Origin of the sequence: Neptuniibacter sp. QD29_5 (assembly GCF_047778125.1) — a bacterium.
In the GTDB taxonomy this organism is placed as follows: domain Bacteria; phylum Pseudomonadota; class Gammaproteobacteria; order Pseudomonadales; family Balneatricaceae; genus Neptuniibacter.
Window position 1 is genome coordinate 3336806 of record NZ_CP180556.1, and the last position, 21515, is coordinate 3358320.

The window sequence follows — 21515 nt, forward strand, 5'->3', positions numbered from 1 at the left end:
AGTGTATATACAGTTGCAGTTACCCAGCAATTGATTTTAATTTATCAGTTGCACACTTTTTGAGTGAGAGTAACTGTCACATGTTCCCCACCCCACTGCGGACTTTTTCCAGAAACAAGGCTGCTTCAGCCCTGTTAACCATTCTATTTTTAATCCCGACGCTGACGCATGCCAAAGCGCTGCCCGTTCGTGTTGAAACTGCCATAGCAGAGCCTTTTGAAGAGACGCTAACACTGCATGGTACGTTGCAAGCAGAGCTATCGGCCAACCTATCCTTAGCCGCTGAAGGGATCGTTAAAAACCTAAGTGTCGATATTGGCAGTCAGGTCAACCAAGATGATCTGATTCTGAGCCTCGATGATGAAATCACCCGTCAGAACCTACTCAAATCCAAAGCGCAGACAACATCCGCACAAACGCAGTTAAATGAGGCCCGTCGCCAGTTAAAAGAGGGGGAACTGCTTCGCAAGAAAAAACACATTGCACAAAATACGTTGATCTCTCTACGTGTGGCGCGTGATGTAGCTCGATCAGATCTTGCCGCAGCCCAAGCCGAACAAGAGCGTTTCCAACATGAGCTAGGCCAACATCAATTACTCGCACCTTTTGCTGGCATCATCACCGCTAAGCAAACCGAGAAAGGGGAATGGTTAAGCAGCGGTAATCAAGCTGTGACTCTGGTCTCTCTAGATAAAATTCTATTGGATGTGCAGATCCCGCAAGCCTATTTCGGCCGCATGCAGGAGATAACGACCATCACAATCTATCCCGATACGGCCCCGAATACCGCGATTGAAGGCTTGGTCAAAACTATTGTGCCAGTGGGCTCGCAGCAGAGCAGAACATTCCTGACCCGCTTTAAACCCGTTCAAGCGAACTCTCTATTATTACCGGGCACATCGGCCAAGCTGGAATTGAACTTTTCCAAAGAGCAAAACGTAGTGATGGTGTCACGCGATGCCATTTTGCATCATGCCGATGACGGTAACAGCGTATTTATCGTAGTGGAAGGCAAGGCTGAACGCAGACCGGTAGAATTGGGCAAGATCAGAGGCGATAAGATCCAGATCATTAATGGGATCAGTGCTGACGAGCAGGTTGTTATTCGCGGTAACGAGCTATTACGTGAAGGTGCAGAAGTTACTCTGCAACCTTAAGGATTTAACAAGATTCTAAAGAGGAATAAGTTGCCCATGCTAGGAGCAATTATTCAACAAGGCCGCCTACTAGCCGTTCTGGTATTGATGGTCTGTTTATTGGGCGTGGTAGCCAGCCTGAAGATGCCGGTGCAAATGATCCCTGATCTGGACGCACAAGTGATTGAGATTGAGACCCACTGGTCCGGGGCAACGCCACGAGATATAGAACAAGAGATCTTGTTAGAGCAAGAACGTCATCTACGCACTCTGCCGAATCTAGCATTTATGGAGTCGATCGCTTCGACTGGTAAAGCCGAGATCATTCTTGAGTTCCCCCCAAAAACCAACCTTGATCAGGCGATGATCAAGGTCACCAACGCGCTTAATCAAGTGGCGGGCTACCCTGATAATGTCGACCAGCCTAGTGTAAGAATCAGCTCCTTCTCTGCTAACCCCTTCCTCTATTTTTCCGTGGTACCTGAAGCAGGAAATCCATTTAACCTCGATATGGACATGACCAGCGATTTTATTGATCGTCAGGTACGTCCAGTGATGGAAAGGGTTCCAGGGGTATCCCAAGTTTCTATGCGCGGAAAAACAGAGCGTCAGATCCAGATCCATATTGAACCGGACCAACTTGCCCAACGCGGGCTAAGCATGGCGGATGTTAAAAGTGCGATCCAAACCCGTAATAGAGATATTTCTGCTGGCGATATTGAAGAGGGTAAACGCCGCTATTTACTGCGTACTCAAGGTCGCTTCAATGACTTAGAGGAACTGAGCAACCTTATTATTCGCCACGAAAATGGCGTTAGCACTTACCTGAAAGATGTTGCCGACATCAAACTCGATCATTATGAAACTAACGGTGTCGCTTATGTAGCAGGTGAGCGAGCGATCACTTTAGGGGTTCGTAGAGAACCCAGTGCCAACGTTATTCAAATCAAACAAGACATGCTGCAAGCAGTCGAACAACTGCGCCGCGATGTTCTTAAACCCAACGGCATGCGTATAGAGCTGATCGGAGATGATGTTCGCTATGTAGAAGCCTCTATCAAAAGCGTGGTGCTAAACCTTTGCTTAGGTGCGTTACTGGCAAGCCTTGTACTATACGTATTTATGCGCTCTGGCCGCGCAACGCTCTTCTGCCTGCTTGGACTCCCTGTTTGTACCATCGCCGCGTTTATCGGCTTAATGATGTTTGGCCGCAGTATCAACGTAATCTCCTTAGCCGGGATTACCTTTGCGATTGGTATGACTCTTGATAACAGTATCGTAGTGCTCGAAAGCATCGAGCAGAAACTACGCCAAGGCATGGATCGGATTGAATCAGCCATTGCTGGAGTAAAAGAGGTGTGGACTGCCGTCATCGCCTCCAGTGCCACGACCGTTCTAGTGTTTACGCCGATCTTTTTTGTCGAGCAGGAAGCAGGGCAACTTTATTCCGATATCGCAATTACCGTCTCCGCTTCCATTTTAGCTTCTATGCTGTTTGCGCTGTTTGTCGTGCCTTCTGCCTGCGCATTCTTTGGTTTATCGACTAAATCGGACGATAAGCAATATCAGCAGGGCAAAATCATGCAGCTGATCACTTGGCTAAATGATGGTTTCAAACGCCGGATAACGGTCATCACGCTGAGCACCTTCGCAACCTTAGGGTTAGCTATTGCGTTTATGCCAGCAGCGGAATACCTACCCGAAGGTGAAGAGCCAAAGTCATTTTCGATGATGTTTGCCCCTGCCGGTTACAGCTACAAAGAGATGTCCCTGATTGGCGCAGAGGTGAAAGAAAAAGTCGATCTAGCCGTGCAACAGCAACCGGAAGACTACATACCCGAACAAGGGATGATTCCGGCGTTACGTTATTACCTGCTCTATATCGGCTCAGGTTCCGTGTGGTTGCTGAGTGAGCCTAAAGACTATGACCATCAAGAGCCGATGATGAAAGAGATCACCCAGTTCTTTACCAGCTATCCGGGTATGCGCGCCTTTTCATCGCGAGGTTCAATTATCTCTAGTAACCAAGGCGGTACCCGTACTGTAGTGCTTAATGTTTCTGGTGCTGATCAACAAGACCTCTTCACCACCGCGCAAAATGTGATGACCCGCGCAAAAGAGATGTTTGATAACCCACGTTTGGATTCAGAACCAAAATCCCTCTCTTTAGATCAACCTCTGATACAGATCTTGCCGAAGTGGCAAAGACTGGCTGAATTAGGGATCAAAGCGGAAGATTTCGGTATCGCAGTGGCCGCATTCAGTGATGGCGCTTATGTCGGTGAATTTATCGATGGCGATAAGAAAGTCGATATGCTGCTGTATAGCCAACTCAATGCAGCAAAAAGCATTGAGCTACTTAGCCAAACGCCGATTTCTGTTCCAGGTGGCGGTGTTCTGCCTCTATCGGCACTAGCCGAGATTAAAGAGACTGTCGCAAGTGAAGATATTCGTCGTATCGAAGGTCGTCGTACCGTCTCCGTTTACATCCTGCCACCGCCAACCGTGGCACTAGAAACAGCAGTCGAGAAAGTACGAACCGAATTAATTCCTATGATGAAGGCAGAAGGTGAAATCCTACCGAAAGTCAGCATCAGCATTTCCGGTGCTGCCGACCAACTGGATGCAACTCAAACCGCGTTATTTAATAACTTTATCATCGCAGCATTACTGATCTACCTACTTCTAGTCGTAATTTTGTCTCACTGGAGTTATCCAAGCCTAATCCTTACCACTGTGCCTCTGGGCATCGCAGGTGGCGTTGTCGGTTTAGTCGCAGCCAATATGCTCGGTGAATTGTTACAACAAACAGGCTTACCGAGTTTCTACCAAGCTTTTGATATGATCACTATGCTGGGCTTTGTTATCTTACTCGGGACCGTAGTGAACAACCCAATCCTGATCGTCTGCCAAGCGCGGGATAACCTACACTTAGGCAAAACGTCTATCGTAGACGCGGTAAACCAAGCCGTCGCCAAGCGACTCAAACCGATTCTGATGTCCACAGTCACGACAGTATTCGGATTGGCGCCATTGGTCTTTATTCCGGGCGCAGGCACCGAGCTTTATCGAGGTGTCGGTATCGTGGTTATGATGGGGATCCTGTTCTCTGTAATCATCACCTTGGGCTTCTTACCCTGCCTACTCATCTGCTGGTTCCAACTACAACAACGTTTTGGCAAGCAGAAAACAGAAGAAGCCGCATAATCAGAGGGGCCAATCACGGCCCTTTATCTGATAAATTAGCGCGTCAGATTGAATTAATTGAGGCAGTTTAGGTCGAAAGCGCAAACTAACTGTTTCGTTGCAGCAATTTAATATTCCCTCAATTATAATGTTGCCCCTCAACGAGTGACTTAAAGGATCGACTTTTGTCTTCAGCACTAGAACAAAAGCTAGATTGGCTTAACCAAGCAGGCCATTCTGGGCTGCTAACCCAGCTACAACACGGTTTAGAAAAGGAAGGCTTACGTGTTGATGATCAACGCAGTTTAGCTCAAACCTCTCATCCGCAAGCTCTGGGTTCAGCTCTCACTCACGCTCATATCACCACTGATTATTCGGAAGCTTTACTGGAATTTATAACGCCCGTTTTCGAAAAATCCTCTGATGCCTTGAACTTCCTTGCAGATCTTCATCGCTACACTTATCAGAAACTCGATAAAGAGCAGATCTGGCCAGCCAGCATGCCATGCTTGTTGCCGCCAGAGAAAGAGATCCCTATCGCTCGTTACGGCTCATCAAACGTCGGCCAGATGAAATACATCTACCGCGTAGGTTTAGAGCATCGCTACGGTAAAGTGATGCAAACCATTGCCGGCATTCATTACAACTTCTCACTCCCTGAAGCATTTTGGCCGCTTTACCATAGTTTTTCAGGCAGTGAACTATCACTACAAGATTTCCGATCCGCAGCGTATTTCGGCCTGATCAGAAATTTCCGTCGTTATTCCTGGTTACTGATCTATCTCTTTGGTGCCTCTCCGGCTTTATGTAGCTCTTTCCTAAAAGGTAAAAAGCACAACCTAAAAGAGATGGGCAAAGGCACGTTGTATCTGCCTTATGCGACTTCATTGCGAATGAGCGACCTTGGCTACTCCAACAAAGCTCAAGCTAGCCTAAATATCTGCTTTAACCATCTAGATACCTACGCAAAATCTCTAGAGAGCGCGATCCGTACGCCTTACCAGCAATACGAAGAGATCGGCGTTAAAGTAGACGGTGAATATCGACAGCTAAACACCAATGTTTTGCAGATTGAAAACGAATACTACAGCGATATTCGTCCTAAGCGCGTCACAGAATCCGGTGAAAAACCGATTCATGCGTTGATGTCTAAGGGCGTGGAATATATCGAAGTACGTAATACCGATATAAATCCATTCCTACCTTTGGGTATCGATCAGACCCAAGCTGATTTCTTAGACCTGTTCTTAGTCACCTGCTTGCTGATGGACGATAGCGAAATTAGCAATGCTGAGTGTGAGCAGATTCAAGATAACCACCAGCAGGTGGTCACTCGCGGCCGTGAACCAGGTTTGACACTAATCAACAACGATCAGACGGTTACTTTGAAGGATTGGGGCATCGAGCTTCTCGCAGAAATGGAGAAAACGGCAACGCTGTTTGATCAAGCACACAATAGCAGTCAATTTGGCGCAGCAATTAAAGTCCAAAAAGCTAAGTTGCTAGATCCTGAGCTAACGCCATCAGCGCAAGTACTTAAAGAGATGCAGGATAAGAATTTCGACCACGGTGACTTTGTGATGCAACAAGCACAGCGCCATAAAGAAACTCTGCTATCCGAAGCACCTTCATCAGAGATGGCAGCGATGTTGGAAGAACTCAGCCAAAGCTCCCTTGTGGAACAACAGCAAATTGAAGCGGCGGAGCAGCCAGACTTTGATGCCTACTTAGCGGACTATATGGCGAACTAATTAACCGCCCTATATTGCACCCATAAAAAAAGCAGGACACCGAAGTGGCTTGCTTTTTTTGTTTTCGGTTAGTAGCTACTGTACTACGAAACTCGTAAAGAAAAGGTCAGATACGAAACCTTCACCCTCTTCTTCTACTAAGATGTTTTGTACTTTCTTCAGTGCTTTCTTCGCTAGCTCTTGCTGTAGCTCAACTGTACCAACCGTGTCATCAGTCTGAGCACTTAGCAGAAACACAATATCATTACGGATATGCGCCATATGGTGGTTTACCGCATGGTGCGCCGCTTCGCTTGATACCTGAATCGTCACTTCGCATTTCAGGAAGCGCGTTTTACCTACACCACCAAAATTGGTTACAAACGCTTTTAATTCGATGTAATTAACATAGTCTTCAGCGGTTTTCTGTTCATCACCTTCTGCCCAAGTCAGTTGTACAGAAAAAGCCAAAAAAATAAATAAAACCAGTCGCTTAAGCATTGTTCGCCTCAGTCATTCGTGTTCAATAGCAGCAGTATAGCGCGCTATTTCCGGCCCCAACAGGGGCTGATGGACAAAAAGTTAACTGTGTTTGACCCTGTTCTATATCAAAGCAGGCGAAAAAACTATTTTTTACTATAGGGACGGTTGCACCCTGAATCAGCTTAGGAATATGATGAGCGAAAGGGTACTAATAAATAGAAATGGTAAATCACTTTCACACTGAATTTACCAACCCCTGTCTACATGGTAGGAAAGGAGCGCAGGATGTTAGAGAAATGCAAAAACGCTAAAGAGCGCTGGGGCGGTGTCAGCGAGATCATCGATTCTTGGCTTGAAGAACGTCAGATGCTGATCAGCCAATTTGTCCATCTGCCTGAACACCACATCAACGAAGAGCTGAATAATAAAGCTCAAGGCTTTTGCCAGACATTGATGGATTATCTCTCCTCTGGACACTTTGAGGTCTATGAGCAGCTGCTATTGGAAGGCAGCGATTTCAATGATGGCAGTCTTGAAGAAGGCCAGTCACTGCTACCTAAAATTCAGGTAAGCACTGATATAGCGCTAGATTTTAACGATGATTTTAATAATCTTCTTGATCCTACAGTGCAACAGATCCGTGAATTTTCCGAGCGTTTATCTAAACTTGGAGAAGCACTGGAAGAACGCTTCGAACTCGAAGATAAAATGATTGCCGTGCTTCATACCTCCCACAGAGAAGCGGTAGAAGGATAATAATTAATGCGCTATGGGTTTAGTAAACTGCTACTGGCTGGCAGTATCCTCGGATTAACTGGCTGTAGTGGCGGTGATGACCCAAGTTTGTGGAAGGAATATGCACTTACCGGCGCATATTCCGCTGCCTTATCCGAAAATGGCTCTCATAGTGTTATAGGTTCTTTCAATCACGGCGGAAGCCTTTGGCAGAGCAGCAATCACGAGCGGTTGTTCAACTGGAATCATAAAGCCAAAGACTTCTCTATCATCGCAGCAACGGCCTTCTCTCCGGAAGGCACTTATGCCGCGACAGCAAACCAGCAAGATCTCGTTCTATGGGATGTAAAAACCGGTAAACCAGAGTGGTTCTGGAGTTCCCCTGCTGAGATCATGCAGATGGACCTATCCCCGAATGGTGATTTCGCGCTACTTGGCCTAGCCGATCACACCGCTGTATATTTTGATGTCAAAAACGGCGGTGTCCAACGTACCCTTCGCCATAATGCACGTGTTCGCAGTGTTGACCTCAGTGATGACGGCACCCTTGCGCTAACAGGTTCTGATGCTTACAAAGCTAAGCTATGGAGCATGCAGACCGGTGAAATGCTACGTGAGCTAGAGTTTGGCAATGTAGTGGATACTGTCGCTATTTCACCCAATGCTCAATATGCCTTCAGTGCTGGCAGTTTAGATAAAGCGGTTATTTGGGATGTGAATAGCGGCAAAGAACTACACGTTCTGAGCAACATCAAAGATCTACTGCAAAAGCGTGTCAGTTATCTAAGCGCGCGTTTTTCTCCAGATAACTCTAAGCTATTAACCGGTACCGCAGCGGGCTTAGTACAGCTTTGGGATGTTAAAACCGGTGCAGAACTTCGCACATGGCGGATTCATAAGCGCGACCCCTACGGGCCAGTGCATGCCGGTGTATATGCAGTCGCTTTTGGGCAGGGTAAATATTATGCCATTGGTTCAAACGGCATCATGAATGAGCTGAAATAAGCTAATTAAGCCTATTTCAGAACGAGACTATTGCCACAAAAATCCAACAAAAAGGCCGATGCTTCACAGCACCGGCCTTTTTAATTCAAATCACGCTAAGAAGTAATTACTTCTTCTCAACTTCAGCAGCTTCTTCCGCACCTGGGTTAATTTCCAGAAGCTCAACTTCAAAAATCAATGTTTCGTTTGGACCAATTGCATTGCCCATACCACCTGGACCGTATGCTAGATCAGCAGGGATAACCAAACGCGCTTTACCGCCCTCTTTAATCATCTGTAGACCTTCAGTCCAACCTGGAATTACACCGTTCAACGGGAAAGATACAGGTTCGTTACGAGAGAACGAGCTATCAAACTCTTCACCATTAATTAGCGTACCACGGTAGTGTACTTTTACTGTATCAGCAGCTGTTGGCGACTTACCTTTACCAGCAGTTAGCTCTTCGTACTGAAGGCCAGACTCAGTTGTTGTAACGCCTTTCTTCTTACCATTTTCAGCTAGGTATTTTTTACCTGCTTCAAGGTTGTCAGAACTTAATTGATCGTGTTTTTTCTTCTGCTCTTCCATCTGTTTCTTCTGGAAAGCAGTCATCACTTCGCGTACCTGATCAGGTGACAGCTTTGGCTCTTTATCGCCATAAGTTGTTTTAGCAGCTTCAAGGAACGCATCAAAATCAACATTAGGAATCGTCTTAAGCTGTTCACCAACCATAAGACCAACACTGTAGCTAACTTTCTGCTCTTCAGTTTTTAGTTCCACTGCAGAAACCATTGGAGATACCATCGCGGCACCTAGAGCAACCGCCAGCAAAGTTTGTTTCATGCTAAATATCCTTGTTTGTAATTCTTTGGAATCAGCGCGCCTTTTGCGGCAGCTATCCTATCTATTGAGATAAACCTACAAGTTACAACAGGCTTTATTAGTCCCTGATTAAACAGTAAAGTTCAGCGAGGCACCACCTATTCCTTATGATTCGTGCTTAAGTAGGTGTTCGCCGCCTGTAACAGGGCATTTAATGCGCCTAATATCTCTTTATCTATAGGCACTTTTTGATATTTCAAATAGCGATGCAGGTTTTCTTCAATTAATTCTGATGACGGCTCTTTTTGTGCTGCCTTTTGGCCCTGTTGATAAAGCAAGGCTAACTCGATCTGCTCACAAGCCAATTCAGCCTGACGCAGCTTCTGATAACAAGCCTCATATTCCGATTCTTGCTGCTTACGTTCGCGCACTTTATAACGAACACCACGCAGTGGATGGGTCATCTCCTGCTGCCAGTGATCCGCTTCATCACAAGTAATCGATTCGAGCACATAGCCCTGTATCCCGCCCCAACAGGCAAAGATCAGACGGTTAATGCTCAACCCAAACTCGTTCTGTAACTCTAAACAGCTCTGCTCTATGCCCGGCTGTTGATAAAAGTTGAGCGCAAAGTCCCAAAGGTCATTTTTCAATTGCATCTCTATGTTAAAATCCGCCGCCATGATTCAATTTCAGCAAGTTAGCTTACAACGCGGCCACAACATATTGCTAGAACAAGCCGATCTAACCCTGCATTCCGGGTGGAAAGTCGGTTTAGTTGGTGCAAATGGTGCGGGTAAATCCTCTCTGTTTAAACTGCTACTCGGAGAGCTTCACTGTGATAACGGAGACCTCGAGCTACCGGGGGGACTGCGTATCTCTCATATGGCGCAGGAGGTTCCAACCTCTGATCGCTCAGCACTCGACTACGTCTTAGACGGTGATTACAAGCTCCGCTCTATCCAGCAAGAACTAGCAAAAGCAGAAGCCGATCATGATATGAATCGCTTAGGCGAGCTGCATGCCGAGCTAGATAACCACAACGGTTATAGCGCTGAGTCTCGTGCAGCCCAGCTTCTCGCCGGTTTAGGCTTTAGCCATAACGATATCACCCGTTCAGTCAAAGAGTTCTCAGGTGGCTGGAGAATCCGTCTTAACCTAGCTCAAGCGCTGATGTGCCCATCTGACCTTTTACTATTGGATGAGCCAACCAACCACTTGGATCTGGATGCAACGATCTGGTTGGAACAGTGGCTGCGCCAATACCCTGGCATGTTGATTCTGATCTCCCATGACCGTGATTTCCTTGATAACGTGGTGAGCCATATCACCCATATCGAGCGTAATAAGCTGAACCTATACAAAGGTGGTTACTCGGCATTCGAAATACAGAGAGCTGACCGTCTAGCGCAGCAGCAATCTGCGTTCGAGAAACAGCAGCAACGTATTGGTGAAATTGAAAACTTTGTCCGCCGTTTCCGTGCTAAAGCAACGAAGGCGAAACAAGCACAAAGCCGTATCAAAGAGCTGGAACGCATGGAGAAAATTGCGCCTGCGCACATTGATAGCCCGTTCAGCTTTAAATTTTGCTCTGCAGACAAGATGTCGTCGCCACTGCTGACTTTGTACGATGCACAATGCGGCTATGACGATAGCGTTATTCTGGATAAAACCTCTTTGACTCTGACACCGGGTGCACGTATTGGCCTTCTTGGCCCGAACGGTGCTGGTAAATCAACGCTAGTTAAGTCACTCGTGGGCGATTTGGAACTCTGCAATGGCGAACGCCACGAAAGTGACAACTTGCAGATCGGTTATTTTGCCCAGCATCAGCTTGAAGCACTCGATATGGCGGCTTCACCGCTTTTACATATCAAACGCATTAGCCCAAATGCCTCTGAACAAGAGATCCGTGATTTCTTAGGCTCCTTCGGTTTTATAGGGGATCGAGCTCTAGAGCCTGTGGATAACTTCTCCGGTGGTGAGAAAGCCCGCGTTGCGCTGTCTATGATCGCTTGGCAGAAACCAAATCTACTATTGATGGACGAACCGACCAACCACTTGGATCTGGAAGTACGTCACGCACTGACCCTTGCTCTGCAATCGTTCGAAGGCGTATTGATTCTAGTCTCCCACGACCGTCACCTGCTGCGTAATACTGTCGATGAGTTCCTTCTGGTTGCTAACGGCAAAGTTGAAGAGTTCAAAGGCGATCTAGATGACTACCAAAACTGGTTGTTAGAACAGAAGCGCCTCGAACAAAAAGCCGAAGCTGAAGCGTTCGCCCCTGCAGCGACAGAAGAGAAAAAGACTCTCTCTGCAGCAGAGCGTAAGGAACAGAAACGTTTAGCCGCCGAACGTCGTAACCAGCTACGTCCGCTGAAAAAGCAGTTGGAAAAGCTAGAAAAAGCGATGGAGAAGCAGCACGAACAGTTAGATGAGATCGAAACGGCACTGAGTGATAGTTCGATCTACGAAGAGCAAAACAAGGATCAGCTCAAAACCTTGCTGCAACAACAAGCCGAGTTGAAACAGCAAGCAGAGCAAACCGAAGAAGAATGGATGGAGCAGCAAGAAGCTCTGGAAGCCCTTGAAGAAGAGCTGGGTGACGTTTAGTCACCCAGTAACGCTGTTAACTCTTTAATATCTTCGTCATTACGCATTAGACGGCGTAACATTTTCGCTACATCTGGCTCTTTAAGACCAAGCTCTGCATACATTTCTTCCGGTACTTCTTCCAAAGGACCATCACTCAAACCCTGCTGTCGTAGCAGACGGTTCGCCATATACATTACTTTGACATAATTACTGTGCTCACCAGAGTAATCAGGTTCGTTCTGATGACGAATCGCAGTAGTCACCTCTTCTGGCAATTCCCAGCTACCCAACAACCAGCTACCAATCTGTTCGCGAGTAACGCTCAACACCTGCTGCTCTACCGAATCTAAGGCGAAGTGCGGGTTCGCTTCGATATAACGGGATAACAAAGTGAAATGTGGCGGGAACAAGTGCGCCAACACTAGATAACCGAAGTTATGCAGCAAAGAAGATAGGTAGATTAGCCCTGGTTTTGGCTGATCTTCATTCTCTGGCATGGCACGGCATAGCTGCTCAGCAAACGCAGCGTTATAAACCGACTGCAGCCAATAAGGCGTCGCTCCACGTGGGCCATCTTCAGGCACACGAAGCATTTCACCCATCGCCGTACCTAGCGCCATATTGATCACGAGGTCAAAACCAAGGACACGGATAACTGCATCATCAATCGAGCTTACTTTACCGGGCGCTGCATAATACGGAGATGCTGCCCAGCTCATCACTTGAGCAGAAAGGCTAGGATCAATCCGCACGACCGGGACAAGCTCACTCACGCCTGCTTCTGGGTCAGAGCGAAGCTCTATAATTTTCTTAATCGTTGGTGAAAGAGAAGGAAGACCTAATGTGTCTTCAAGGCGCTGCTTAATTCGCAACTCAGTAAAGCGCTCAACTGCCTGCGTGATAACAACACGGTCATCACCTTTCGGCTGCACAGCTTCGATCTGCTCTGTGGTAAGCGCTAAGTTACAGCTGCTCGCTTGCTCGATCTGTTTAGCACTCACGTCAAAACACAGCTCAGCGTGCGGTTCGATCAGTTCGACTCGATCGTGCTGCAAAATTTCAGGAGAAACCAAAAGCTTGAGAGATAAAAGTTTTTTCTGTCCTTCAGGATGCCTTAAGGCATCTTGGCTAAAATAGCGTTTCGCATCTTCGCCACGAACAGGCTGTAGCTGTCGACCTGTCTCTTTCCAGACAGAAACTAAATTGAGTAATGACGCCGCAGGAAGCAGAGCCAGCACCTTACCTTCAGCATCATGCAATAACACCAAGCGAAACTGCGGTAATTCGCCACTGTTTTCCAGAACTCGTACGCCGACTGACAATTTACTCTCTCCAAACCTAGTCTTGGTTTAATCTAAAGGGTAGATTATTAGCAACAAATAGGGAAAGCAAAGTTCTTGGTCAAAAATTCACGATTTAAATCAGTTTAAATGAGAAAAATGTCGATAATTCTCCAAATTAGCCAAGCATTGCTGATCATCTTCTCACTTCTCGGTCTTTCCGCTCACGCCGTGGAAGAAGATCTTGCTCCCGAATCATCTACTGGGCTCTATCACAGCGAAGCGATCTCCACACAAAAATCCTTAGTTGTCACCGCCCACCCCCTTGCTACTAAAGCAGGCCTAAACATACTGAAACAAGGCGGTACGGCCGCAGATGCAGCAGTTGCCATACAAGCCATGCTGACATTAGTTGAGCCACAATCCTCTGGCATTGGTGGCGGCGCCTTTATGCTCTATTGGGATCAAAGCCAGCAAGAACTTAAAGCTTATGATGGTCGCGAGACTGCACCGGCTAAAGCTGATTACCGTTTGTTCCAAAAGAATAAAAAGCCGATGCCTTGGGTAGAAGCGATGGTCGGCGGGCGCTCTGTTGGCACACCCGGTGTGTTAAAAATGCTGGAAATGGCGCAGGAAAAACACGGCAAGCTCGCTTGGCAAGATCTGTTTGATAATGCCATTCAGCAATCTCGTGAAGGCTTTCCTATAGGCCCGCGCTTACATAAGTTGATCGCCAGCGGTATCAACCCAGGGCTTAACCGTTATAGCGAAGCAAGAAACTATTTCTACAACCCTGACGGTTCCCCACTGCCAATAGGTTTTATCAGAACTAACCCCGAATTAGCTGACAGTTTGCAGTTAATTGCTGATAACGGCACTCAAGCGTTTTATCTCGGCCCTATCGCAACCGCAATTGCCGAGAAGGTGCAGTCCATAAAGGATAATCCTGGCTTACTCGACAAAAGCGACCTAGCCAGCTACCAAGCCAAAGAACGCGATCCAATCTGCCTACCCTACAAAGAGTATCAGGTGTGCGGTTTCCCACCGCCAACCTCTGGCGGTGTCACTGTGCTGCAGATTCTGAAACTGCTTGAGCAACATGATCTAGCAACCTTTGCCCCAGAGAGCTTGGAGTTTAACCATCTCTTCACCCAAGCATCGCGCCTCGCTTTTGCGGATCGTGGCCGCTATCTAGCCGATAGTGATTTTGTCGATGTGCCTGTACAAGGCTTACTCGATTCAAATTACCTAAAGGAACGCTCCAAACTGATCTCAGTAGATAGAGACTTAGGTCAAGCTAAGGCCGGTAACCCTCCGCACGCTATGGCTAACTTAGTTGATGCGCAATCCCCAGAACGCCCCTCCACTACTCACTTTGTTGTAGTCGACCGTTGGGGTAATGCCGTTTCGATGACCAGCAGTATCGAGATGGCGTTTGGATCGACCCTGATGGCAGGCGGCTTCCTGCTGAACAATCAACTAACGGACTTCTCTTTTAAAGGTATTAGCAAAGGGCAGATTGTCGCCAACCGCGTTCAGCCGGGTAAACGCCCACGCAGTTCAATGTCGCCATTTATGGTATTCGACGCAGATGGAAATTTGCATGCAGCCATTGGTTCTCCTGGCGGAAGCCGAATCATCAACTATGTAGCGCAAAGCCTGTTGCTGATGTTCAACTCTGACCTCAGTATGCAGGAGATCGTCAATCAGCCACATATCAGCAACCGCAACGGCTTAACCGAGCTTGAAGCGGACACACCTATAGATCAGTTGCAGCAGCCATTAGAGGCGATGGGTCATCAGATTAAGGTAAGAGATCTGAATAGTGGCCTACACGGATTCCGTCGTCTAGCTTCAGGTGAATGGGAAAGCGCTGTAGATAATCGAAGGGAAGGTTTAGCACTAGGGGAATAACTAGTGCTAACTTTTGCGAAAACGAAATCAGTCGCGGGTAATACGGTTCACACTCTTCAGACGACGCAGCTTTTTCATCACGCGCGCCAAATGGATACGGTCAGTCACTGTCACTTCCATATGGACATTCGCTAGCTGGCCTTCGTGCTCACTGATATCGATAGCGACAACATCCGCACCTATGCTCGAAGTGGTCGTAGCAAGCTCAGCAATAATGCCGCGATGGGACTCAACCTGAACGGTCAGATTAACGCTGAACTCTTCGTCTAGGTTGTCTGACCATTCTAGGTAGATACATTTCTCTGGGTCATCACGCAGATAACCGATGTTACGGCAATCGGTTTGATGGATAACTAAACCACGGCCTGTACTGATATGACCAATAATCGAGTCACCTGGGATAGGTAAACAGCACTTCGCATACTGCAGCACCATACCCTCGGTACCTTTAATCGACATCGGTTTCTGGCGGCGATTGGACTCGTCGTCATCACCACTTACTTGCAACTCTTCCTCAGGACGAAGTCTACGCGCAACAACATACGCCATACGATTGCCCAAGCCGATATCTTCTAGCAAGTCTTCCATGCTATCCAATTCAGCTTCTTGAAGCAGCTCACGCAGTTTGAACGGATCGATATCGTTTAAAGTTGCACCATAATTGGCGAGGAACTGATTTAACAAACGCTGACCAAGCTCCACCGACTCGTGACGCTGTTGATTCTTCAGGTAGTGACGAATCGCTGTACGCGCTTTACCTGTGACAACAAAGTTGAGCCATGCCATATTCGGCTGTGCACTTGGTGTAGTAATAATTTCAACGGTTTGGCCGTTTTCTAACGGCTGAGATAGCGGCGCTAATCGGCGGTTAATACGGCAAGATACACAAGAGTTACCGACATCGGTATGCACAGCATAGGCAAAGTCTACCGCTGTCGCACCACTTGGTAGCTCCATAATCTTACCTAGCGGCGTAAAGACGTAAACCTCATCCGGGAACAGATCGGTCTTAACGCTGTCGATAAACTCCATCGAGTTACCGGCACGCTGATGCATCTCTAACAGGCCCTGCACCCACTTACGGGCACGCTTATAGCTGCCTAATGCGCTATCAGAGGCATCTAATTCTTCTTCGTTCTTATAGTGGCTATGTTCAGCAATCCCCTGATTGGCTACTGCATCCATCTCATGGGTACGAATCTGCACCTCGATGGTGATATCACGTGCACCGAACAGATCAGTATGTAGTGACTGATAGCCGTTGGCTTTAGGAATAGCGATATAGTCTTTAAAACGGTCATGCACCGGTTTATACAAGTTATGCACGGCACCGAGTGTACGGTAACAATCATCAACCGAGTCGGTCACGATACGGAAAGCAAATACGTCCATGATTTCAGAGAAGGACTTACGCTGCGCCTTCATCTTGGAGTAGATGCTGTAAAGGTGCTTCTCCCGACCAGTCACTGTGCCGCTCAACCCCTCTTTCTGGAGGCGTTTTTCGATCGTTTCCTGAATCGAGCTGATCACATCTTTACGCTGACCACGCGCTTGAACTACTGCTCGACGGATATGCTTAGCACGCATTGGGTAATGCGCTTGGAATGCCAGATCTTCCAATTCCACCTGCACATCACGCATACCTAATCGCGCGGCAATCGGTGCATAGATATCCAGCGTTTCACGAGCGATGCGTCGCTGCTTATGCCCCGGCATCGCACCCAAGGTACGCATATTGTGAAGACGGTCCGCCAGTTTCACCAAAATCACGCGGATATCTTCCGCCATCGCCAACACCATCTTCTGGAAGTTGCTGGCTTGGGCTTCGGCTTTGGTTTCAAACTCTAGGTGGGTCAGTTTCGATACACCGTCAACGATATCGGCAACGGCTTTACCAAACTGGGATTCGATCCCTTCGTAGGCGATCTCGGTATCTTCGATAACATCGTGCAGCATGGCTGCCATCAGGCTCTGATGGTCCATACGCAGTTCTGCAAGAATATTTGCCGCGGCAAGGGGATGTGTTACATAAGGTTCACCACTTTTACGCTTCTGGCCATCATGGGCCTGCTCGGCATAAAAATAGGAACGACGCACCTGCTGAATCTGTTCCAGATCCAGGTAATCATTCAGGCGTTGAGAAAGTGCGTCAATGGTCGGCATTGCCCCTCCAGTGCTACAAACAAATAAATGCACATTACATCTGATGATGCCGCATTCATTCTGCTAGGAAAAGACCTAAACAAGGAATTACTAACGAATTTACCAACAAGTATAAACACAAACGCCCCGCATGATAGCGAGGCGTCTGATAAAGCAGTGTGCTTGGGCTTAGTCTTGCTCGACTTCGTCCAGAATAGTACGGTCAGTGTGACCCTCTGCAATTTCACGTAGAGCAACAACGGTTGGCTTGTCGTTTTCCCACTCTACTTTTGGTTCTTTACCGCCAGTAGCAAGCTGACGTGCGCGCTTAGCGGCAACCATAACCAACTGAAAACGGTTATCTACGTTTTCTAGGCAATCTTCAACGGTAACTCGTGCCATGGGGGTAACCTCAGAATTCGGTATATTAAAAAGACCGCGCAGTTTACCTGCATATTCGGCTTATGACAATAGAGAGCTCAACAGTTCTCGGCAACGCTCTTGTTGCTGGACGATCTGCATACGTTGCGACAGGAATACACCATGTAGTTCACGCAGCGCCTGATCAAAATCATCGTTGATCACAAGGTAATCGTACTCGCCATAATGGCTCATTTCGCTAACGGCTTCAGACATACGTAGGTTGATTACTTCGTCGCTGTCCTGGCCACGATTTGTAAGGCGCTCTTGAAGCGCTTCACGAGATGGCGGCAAAATAAAAATAGACAAGCATTCAGGCATCAGACGGCGGATCTGCTGAGCACCCTGCCAATCGATCTCCAAAATCACATCTTTACCCTGCTCTAGCTGATCCTCAACCCAACGTTGGGAGGTGCCGTACTTATTGGTAAATACTTCAGCAAATTCTAGGAAATCAGATGCTTCAATCATCTGATTGAACTCATCCATAGACACGAAATTGTAGTCCACACCGTTGGTTTCCCCAGGGCGCATATCCCGCGTGGTATGGGATACTGATACGACAATATCATTATCCTGTTTTAGCATCGCCTTAACGAGACTGGTTTTACCCGCTCCCGAAGGAGCCGAAACAACATATAACGTGCCTTTAGCCATGTGATTTCTCATACTCAAATTGAAGCAGCAAACCGTCTTGCTGCAGGGCTATTATAAGATCTTTCCCCCTTTTCACCATGAAAACAGGCTAAATATGCGATTTAAAACTACGAATCGTGAGGAAATACGGGCCTTTCAGCGATAAATACTATATGATCGAAAGGACTTATGACTCAAACTTTGTACGACGGTTTACTTTGATGCGCTGGATTTCAGCCTCAGCAGGTTTTGTAACAGCTTTACCTAAACGCCACCAGCGCGCAATTATAGCCTTAGCAGCAATGCTTCTAGTGGCGGTTTTCCTACCCTCCGGCGATCGCCCTCATTCGTCCACACCTTTATCTTTAGAGCACCTTGTGGACACCGACGTACCGACCTTTGAACAACCCAATTTCAGCATTCGTCAGCTAAAAGCGCCGTGGACTTTCGACAGCGTCCCAGCCGCAGAAACCCTGCTGGTGCCAGATACAGGCACTAATGGTTACCAATACATCGTTCGTAAAGGCGATACCTTAGGTAAAATTTTTGAGCGCTTACACCTGCCTCAAAAAACCATGTACCAACTGCTAGAAACTGACGTAAACGTTCTAGCATTAGATAATCTAATGCCTGGGCACACTTTAGTTTTTGAAAAGCAAAATCAAAAACTACAGCGCCTCGAACTACAATTTAGCCTTGCGCACAAAGTTGTGTATACACGAAAAGCCGATAGCTTTGAGTTTGAAGAGATCCGTATCGAAGGGGATTGGAAAAACAGGTTAATCCAGGGCGAGATCCTCTATAGCTTTACTGGCTCCGGTAAAAAAGCGGGGCTAACTCAGGCTGAAGCACAATCAATTACCCAAGTGCTCAAACAACGCGTGGACTTCCGCCGTGATATCCAACGGGGTGATAAGTTTGAAGTACTAGTTTCTCGCCAATATGTTGATGGCGAAGCAACTGGTAACACCAAAGTTGAGGCGATCCGTATTAAGAACCGCCACAACATCAGCGCATTCCTATTTGAAGATAACTACTACGATGAGAAAGGCCGTAACCTAGAGAAAGCTTTCCAGCGCTATCCGTTTAACGGCAAATACCGCCTATCTTCCAACTTCAATCCAAGACGTCGTCATCCAGTTACCGGCCTGATTCGCCCGCACAACGGCACCGACTTCGCCATGCGAATCGGCACGCCAGTAGTAACCACCGGTGATGGAGTGGTAACCCGTGTGGTTCGCCACAAGTACGCTGGTCTCTATATCGAGATCAAACACGGCCAGAGCTACAAAACCCGTTACCTACACCTACATAGATCCTATGTAGTGAAAGGCCAACGCGTAAAACGTGGTCAAAAGATCGCCCTATCCGGCAACTCAGGCCGCTCAACCGGCGCTCACCTGCACTTCGAACTACATAAAAACGGCCGTCCTGTGAACGCAATGAAAGCCAAAATTCCAATTGCGGTATCACTCACAGGCAAGAAGAAAAACGCATTTGAACGGCAACTTAAAGACTATATTGCTCGCTTAGATCAGCCGAAGAGTGAGCAACAACTGGCACTGAGTAATAAAGGCGAGAAAAGCGCACAAAGTACGCTTTAAGTAAGGCTTGAAGAATACCCTACTCTGATCAGAGTAGGGTTCTAATGATTCTAGATTAAATCACTCAATATTCTGGATCTGCTCACGCATCTGTTCGATTAGAACCTTCAACTCCACTGCACACTGAGTTGTGCTCGCAACAATCGATTTTGAAGAAAGCGTATTCGCTTCGCGGTTTAGCTCCTGCATTAAGAAGTCTAAGCGGCGGCCAATTGGGCCTTTTTGTTTTAGGACACGGCGTACTTCTTGTACATGGGTATCAAGGCGGTCCATCTCTTCATCGACATCGGCTTTTTGCGCTAGAAGTGCGATCTCTTGTTCAACCCGGCCTTCATCTAGCTCTACTTTTAGCTCCGCTAAACGCTGATGCAGGTTATCGCGTTGGTTTTGCAGAATTTGTGGCATCTTTTCGCGAACTTCTTTAATGATTTCGCTGATAGCATCTAGACGCTGGTTGATCAGTGTAGCAAGCTCAACACCTTCGCGGCCGCGTCCTTCGATTAGGTCTTTAAGCGCTGTACCGAAAAGATCTTTAGCCGATTTTTTAACTAGATCCATATCTAGCTTGGTGTCTTGTAGCACACCAGGCCAGCGCAGTAGCTCGAGTGGATCAAGCGCTTGGTGCTCTTTCAGCATGCCTTGGATCTGCTCAGCGGCTTGTACAACTTCTTGCGCGTACGCAGGGTTAACCACCAGTTGCTGAACTTTCGCTTCTGGATTGAAGCGCAGAGTACATTCAACTTTACCGCGACTTAGATTTTTACGTAGCTGCTCACGTAGAAAACCTTCTAGCTCTTTTAGGTTTTCCGGTAAACGCAGGTGAGGTTCCAGATAACGATGGTTAACGGAACGGATCTCCCAACTAAGAGATCCCCATTCGTGCTCGGCTTCCTGTCGAGCAAAAGCTGTCATGCTACGTGTCATATTGTTCATTCTCGATTAAAATGCATCATTAATTCGCATTGTAACAGCCTAGCTCGGCAGTGCCACGCTATGGCAGACCAGAATATTGATAAAGGACAGGCATGAGTTCATCTATTTCAGAACAGCTGCAAACTCTTGGTATTAAGAAGCACCGCCCAAGCGGACGTGAAAATGATCAGATGCGTGAAGTTAAGATCACTCGTAACTTTACTATGCACGCTGAAGGCTCCGTTTTAGTTGAGTTTGGTAATACAAAGGTGCTTTGTACTGCAACTGTAGAACGCGGTGTACCTCGTTTTTTGCGCGGTTCTGGCCAAGGCTGGATTACTGCTGAGTACGGCATGCTGCCTCGCTCTACAACGTCTCGTAACGGTCGTGAAGCGGCTAAAGGCAAACAAGGCGGCCGTACTGTAGAGATCCAACGTCTAATCGGTCGTTCTCTTCGTGCTGCGCTTAATCTTAAAAAGCTAGGCGAAAACACAATCACCCTAGACTGTGACGTTCTTCAGGCGGATGGCGGTACGCGTACAGCGTCTATCACGGGTGCTTATGTTGCCCTTCAAGATGCGATCAATGTACTTAAGCAAGATAAGAACGGCGCTATGAAAGGCGACCCTATGGTGCAGAAGATCGCTGCAGTGTCTGTAGGCATCTATGAAGGCGAGCCTGTTCTAGATTTGGATTACGCTGAAGACAGCAAAGCTGAAACCGATATGAACGTGATCATGACTGGCGACGGTGGCTTTATCGAAGTGCAAGGTACTGCTGAAGGCGCACCTTACACTCAGGAAGAACTGAACGCGATGTTAGATCTAGCACGCAAAGGTATCTCTGAGCTGATCGATCTGCAGCAAAAAGCTTTGGCTGAATAAACCTTCAGCCCATTAAAAAAGGAGCCTATTGGCTCCTTTTTTGTTTTC

17 protein-coding genes are annotated in these 21515 nt (G+C 47.3%); 9 read left to right on the plus strand and 8 right to left on the minus strand.

Annotated features, from left to right (window positions below; genetic code table 11):
- Positions 1 to 80: 80 nt before the first annotated feature.
- The 3 genes from ACMXYR_RS15995 to gshA all read left to right on the plus strand — a co-directional run bounded on the left by ACMXYR_RS15995 (position 81) and on the right by gshA (position 6073).
- Positions 81 to 1157 carry an efflux RND transporter periplasmic adaptor subunit gene (locus tag ACMXYR_RS15995; protein ID WP_415902323.1) on the plus strand — a complete coding sequence of 359 codons (1077 nt, stop codon included), beginning with the start codon at positions 81 to 83 and terminating at the stop codon, positions 1155 to 1157.
- 36 nt (positions 1158 to 1193) lie between these two features.
- Positions 1194 to 4343 carry an efflux RND transporter permease subunit gene (locus ACMXYR_RS16000; RefSeq protein WP_415902324.1) on the plus strand — a complete coding sequence of 1050 codons (3150 nt, stop codon included), beginning with the start codon at positions 1194 to 1196 and terminating at the stop codon, positions 4341 to 4343.
- A 164-nt stretch (positions 4344 to 4507) separates the two neighbouring features.
- Entirely contained in the window at positions 4508 to 6073 is a 1566-nt protein-coding gene (gene gshA, locus ACMXYR_RS16005) for a glutamate--cysteine ligase (RefSeq protein WP_415902325.1), read from the plus strand.
- A 75-nt stretch (positions 6074 to 6148) separates the two neighbouring features.
- Here the strand turns inward: gshA and ACMXYR_RS16010 are convergent, their stop codons facing one another.
- On the minus strand, positions 6149 to 6553 hold the full coding sequence (locus ACMXYR_RS16010) for a flagellar basal body-associated FliL family protein (protein WP_415897164.1): 405 nt from the start codon (positions 6551 to 6553) through the stop codon (positions 6149 to 6151).
- A gap of 267 nt (positions 6554 to 6820) precedes the next feature.
- On the opposite strand from ACMXYR_RS16010, the gene rsd reads away from it, so the two are divergent.
- Complete coding sequence (gene rsd / locus ACMXYR_RS16015; protein WP_415889621.1) at positions 6821 to 7291, plus strand: sigma D regulator; 471 nt, start codon at positions 6821 to 6823, stop codon at positions 7289 to 7291.
- A 6-nt stretch (positions 7292 to 7297) separates the two neighbouring features.
- On the plus strand, positions 7298 to 8275 hold the full coding sequence (locus ACMXYR_RS16020) for a WD40 repeat domain-containing protein (protein ID WP_415902326.1): 978 nt from the start codon (positions 7298 to 7300) through the stop codon (positions 8273 to 8275).
- 106 nt (positions 8276 to 8381) lie between these two features.
- On the opposite strand, the gene ACMXYR_RS16025 is transcribed toward ACMXYR_RS16020, so the two are convergent.
- Both ACMXYR_RS16025 and ACMXYR_RS16030 read right to left on the minus strand, forming a co-directional pair.
- A complete protein-coding gene (locus ACMXYR_RS16025; protein ID WP_415902327.1) occupies positions 8382 to 9098 on the minus strand; it encodes an FKBP-type peptidyl-prolyl cis-trans isomerase in 717 nt (238 codons plus the stop codon).
- A 137-nt stretch (positions 9099 to 9235) separates the two neighbouring features.
- Positions 9236 to 9760 carry a TIGR02444 family protein gene (locus ACMXYR_RS16030; protein WP_415902328.1) on the minus strand — a complete coding sequence of 175 codons (525 nt, stop codon included), beginning with the start codon at positions 9758 to 9760 and terminating at the stop codon, positions 9236 to 9238.
- Between ACMXYR_RS16030 and ACMXYR_RS16035 the strand changes: the two genes are divergently transcribed.
- Positions 9759 to 11693 (plus strand): ATP-binding cassette domain-containing protein, encoded by a 1935-nt coding sequence (locus tag ACMXYR_RS16035; protein WP_415902329.1) that lies wholly within the window; start codon positions 9759 to 9761, stop codon positions 11691 to 11693. The two genes, ACMXYR_RS16030 and ACMXYR_RS16035, sit on opposite strands and share 2 nt — an antisense overlap.
- Here the strand turns inward: ACMXYR_RS16035 and ACMXYR_RS16040 are convergent.
- Positions 11690 to 12997 carry an HDOD domain-containing protein gene (locus ACMXYR_RS16040; RefSeq protein WP_415902330.1) on the minus strand — a complete coding sequence of 436 codons (1308 nt, stop codon included), beginning with the start codon at positions 12995 to 12997 and terminating at the stop codon, positions 11690 to 11692. The two genes, ACMXYR_RS16035 and ACMXYR_RS16040, sit on opposite strands and share 4 nt — an antisense overlap.
- Positions 12998 to 13114: 117 nt before the next feature.
- Between ACMXYR_RS16040 and ggt the strand changes: the two genes are divergently transcribed.
- Entirely contained in the window at positions 13115 to 14869 is a 1755-nt protein-coding gene (ggt, locus tag ACMXYR_RS16045; protein ID WP_415902331.1) for a gamma-glutamyltransferase, read from the plus strand.
- A gap of 27 nt (positions 14870 to 14896) precedes the next feature.
- Here ggt and ACMXYR_RS16050 read toward each other — a convergent pair whose 3' ends face one another.
- The 3 genes from ACMXYR_RS16050 to gmk form a co-directional block, all read right to left on the minus strand.
- The gene (locus ACMXYR_RS16050) at positions 14897 to 17032 is read right to left on the minus strand and encodes a RelA/SpoT family protein (protein WP_415902332.1); all 2136 of its coding nucleotides are present in this window, start codon (positions 17030 to 17032) and stop codon (positions 14897 to 14899) included.
- A 168-nt stretch (positions 17033 to 17200) separates the two neighbouring features.
- Positions 17201 to 17413, minus strand: coding sequence for a DNA-directed RNA polymerase subunit omega (gene rpoZ / locus ACMXYR_RS16055; RefSeq protein ID WP_415902333.1), 213 nt, complete (start codon positions 17411 to 17413; stop codon positions 17201 to 17203).
- A gap of 60 nt (positions 17414 to 17473) precedes the next feature.
- A complete protein-coding gene (gmk, locus tag ACMXYR_RS16060; RefSeq protein ID WP_415902334.1) occupies positions 17474 to 18088 on the minus strand; it encodes a guanylate kinase in 615 nt (204 codons plus the stop codon).
- Between the two features lie 200 nt (positions 18089 to 18288).
- Between gmk and ACMXYR_RS16065 the strand changes: the two genes are divergently transcribed.
- Positions 18289 to 19671 carry a peptidoglycan DD-metalloendopeptidase family protein gene (locus ACMXYR_RS16065; RefSeq protein ID WP_415902335.1) on the plus strand — a complete coding sequence of 461 codons (1383 nt, stop codon included), beginning with the start codon at positions 18289 to 18291 and terminating at the stop codon, positions 19669 to 19671.
- A gap of 60 nt (positions 19672 to 19731) precedes the next feature.
- Here ACMXYR_RS16065 and ACMXYR_RS16070 read toward each other — a convergent pair whose 3' ends face one another.
- Positions 19732 to 20595, minus strand: a complete 864-nt coding sequence (locus tag ACMXYR_RS16070; RefSeq protein ID WP_415902336.1) for a YicC/YloC family endoribonuclease — start codon at positions 20593 to 20595, stop codon at positions 19732 to 19734.
- A gap of 101 nt (positions 20596 to 20696) precedes the next feature.
- Here ACMXYR_RS16070 and rph point away from each other — a divergent pair, with 101 nt between their 5' ends.
- Positions 20697 to 21467, plus strand: coding sequence for a ribonuclease PH (gene rph / locus ACMXYR_RS16075; protein ID WP_415889631.1), 771 nt, complete (start codon positions 20697 to 20699; stop codon positions 21465 to 21467).
- Positions 21468 to 21515: the final 48 nt, after the last annotated feature.

Bases quoted from the DNA above. Each gene is read 5' to 3' on its own strand.
- ACMXYR_RS15995 (WP_415902323.1), top strand. From the start codon at position 81: ATGTTCCCCACCCCACTGCGGACTTTTTCCAGAAACAAGGCTGCTTCA.
- ACMXYR_RS16000 (WP_415902324.1), top strand. From the start codon at position 1,194: ATGCTAGGAGCAATTATTCAACAAGGCCGCCTACTAGCCGTTCTGGTA.
- ACMXYR_RS16010 (WP_415897164.1), bottom strand. From the start codon at position 6,553: ATGCTTAAGCGACTGGTTTTATTTATTTTTTTGGCTTTTTCTGTACAA.
- rsd (WP_415889621.1), top strand. From the start codon at position 6,821: ATGTTAGAGAAATGCAAAAACGCTAAAGAGCGCTGGGGCGGTGTCAGC.
- ACMXYR_RS16020 (WP_415902326.1), top strand. From the start codon at position 7,298: ATGCGCTATGGGTTTAGTAAACTGCTACTGGCTGGCAGTATCCTCGGA.
- ACMXYR_RS16025 (WP_415902327.1), bottom strand. From the start codon at position 9,098: ATGAAACAAACTTTGCTGGCGGTTGCTCTAGGTGCCGCGATGGTATCT.
- ACMXYR_RS16035 (WP_415902329.1), top strand. From the start codon at position 9,759: ATGATTCAATTTCAGCAAGTTAGCTTACAACGCGGCCACAACATATTG.
- ACMXYR_RS16030 (WP_415902328.1), bottom strand. From the start codon at position 9,760: ATGGCGGCGGATTTTAACATAGAGATGCAATTGAAAAATGACCTTTGG.
- ggt (WP_415902331.1), top strand. From the start codon at position 13,115: ATGTCGATAATTCTCCAAATTAGCCAAGCATTGCTGATCATCTTCTCA.
- ACMXYR_RS16050 (WP_415902332.1), bottom strand. From the start codon at position 17,032: ATGCCGACCATTGACGCACTTTCTCAACGCCTGAATGATTACCTGGAT.
- rpoZ (WP_415902333.1), bottom strand. From the start codon at position 17,413: ATGGCACGAGTTACCGTTGAAGATTGCCTAGAAAACGTAGATAACCGT.
- gmk (WP_415902334.1), bottom strand. From the start codon at position 18,088: ATGGCTAAAGGCACGTTATATGTTGTTTCGGCTCCTTCGGGAGCGGGT.
- ACMXYR_RS16065 (WP_415902335.1), top strand. From the start codon at position 18,289: ATGCGCTGGATTTCAGCCTCAGCAGGTTTTGTAACAGCTTTACCTAAA.
- ACMXYR_RS16070 (WP_415902336.1), bottom strand. From the start codon at position 20,595: ATGACACGTAGCATGACAGCTTTTGCTCGACAGGAAGCCGAGCACGAA.
- rph (WP_415889631.1), top strand. From the start codon at position 20,697: ATGAGTTCATCTATTTCAGAACAGCTGCAAACTCTTGGTATTAAGAAG.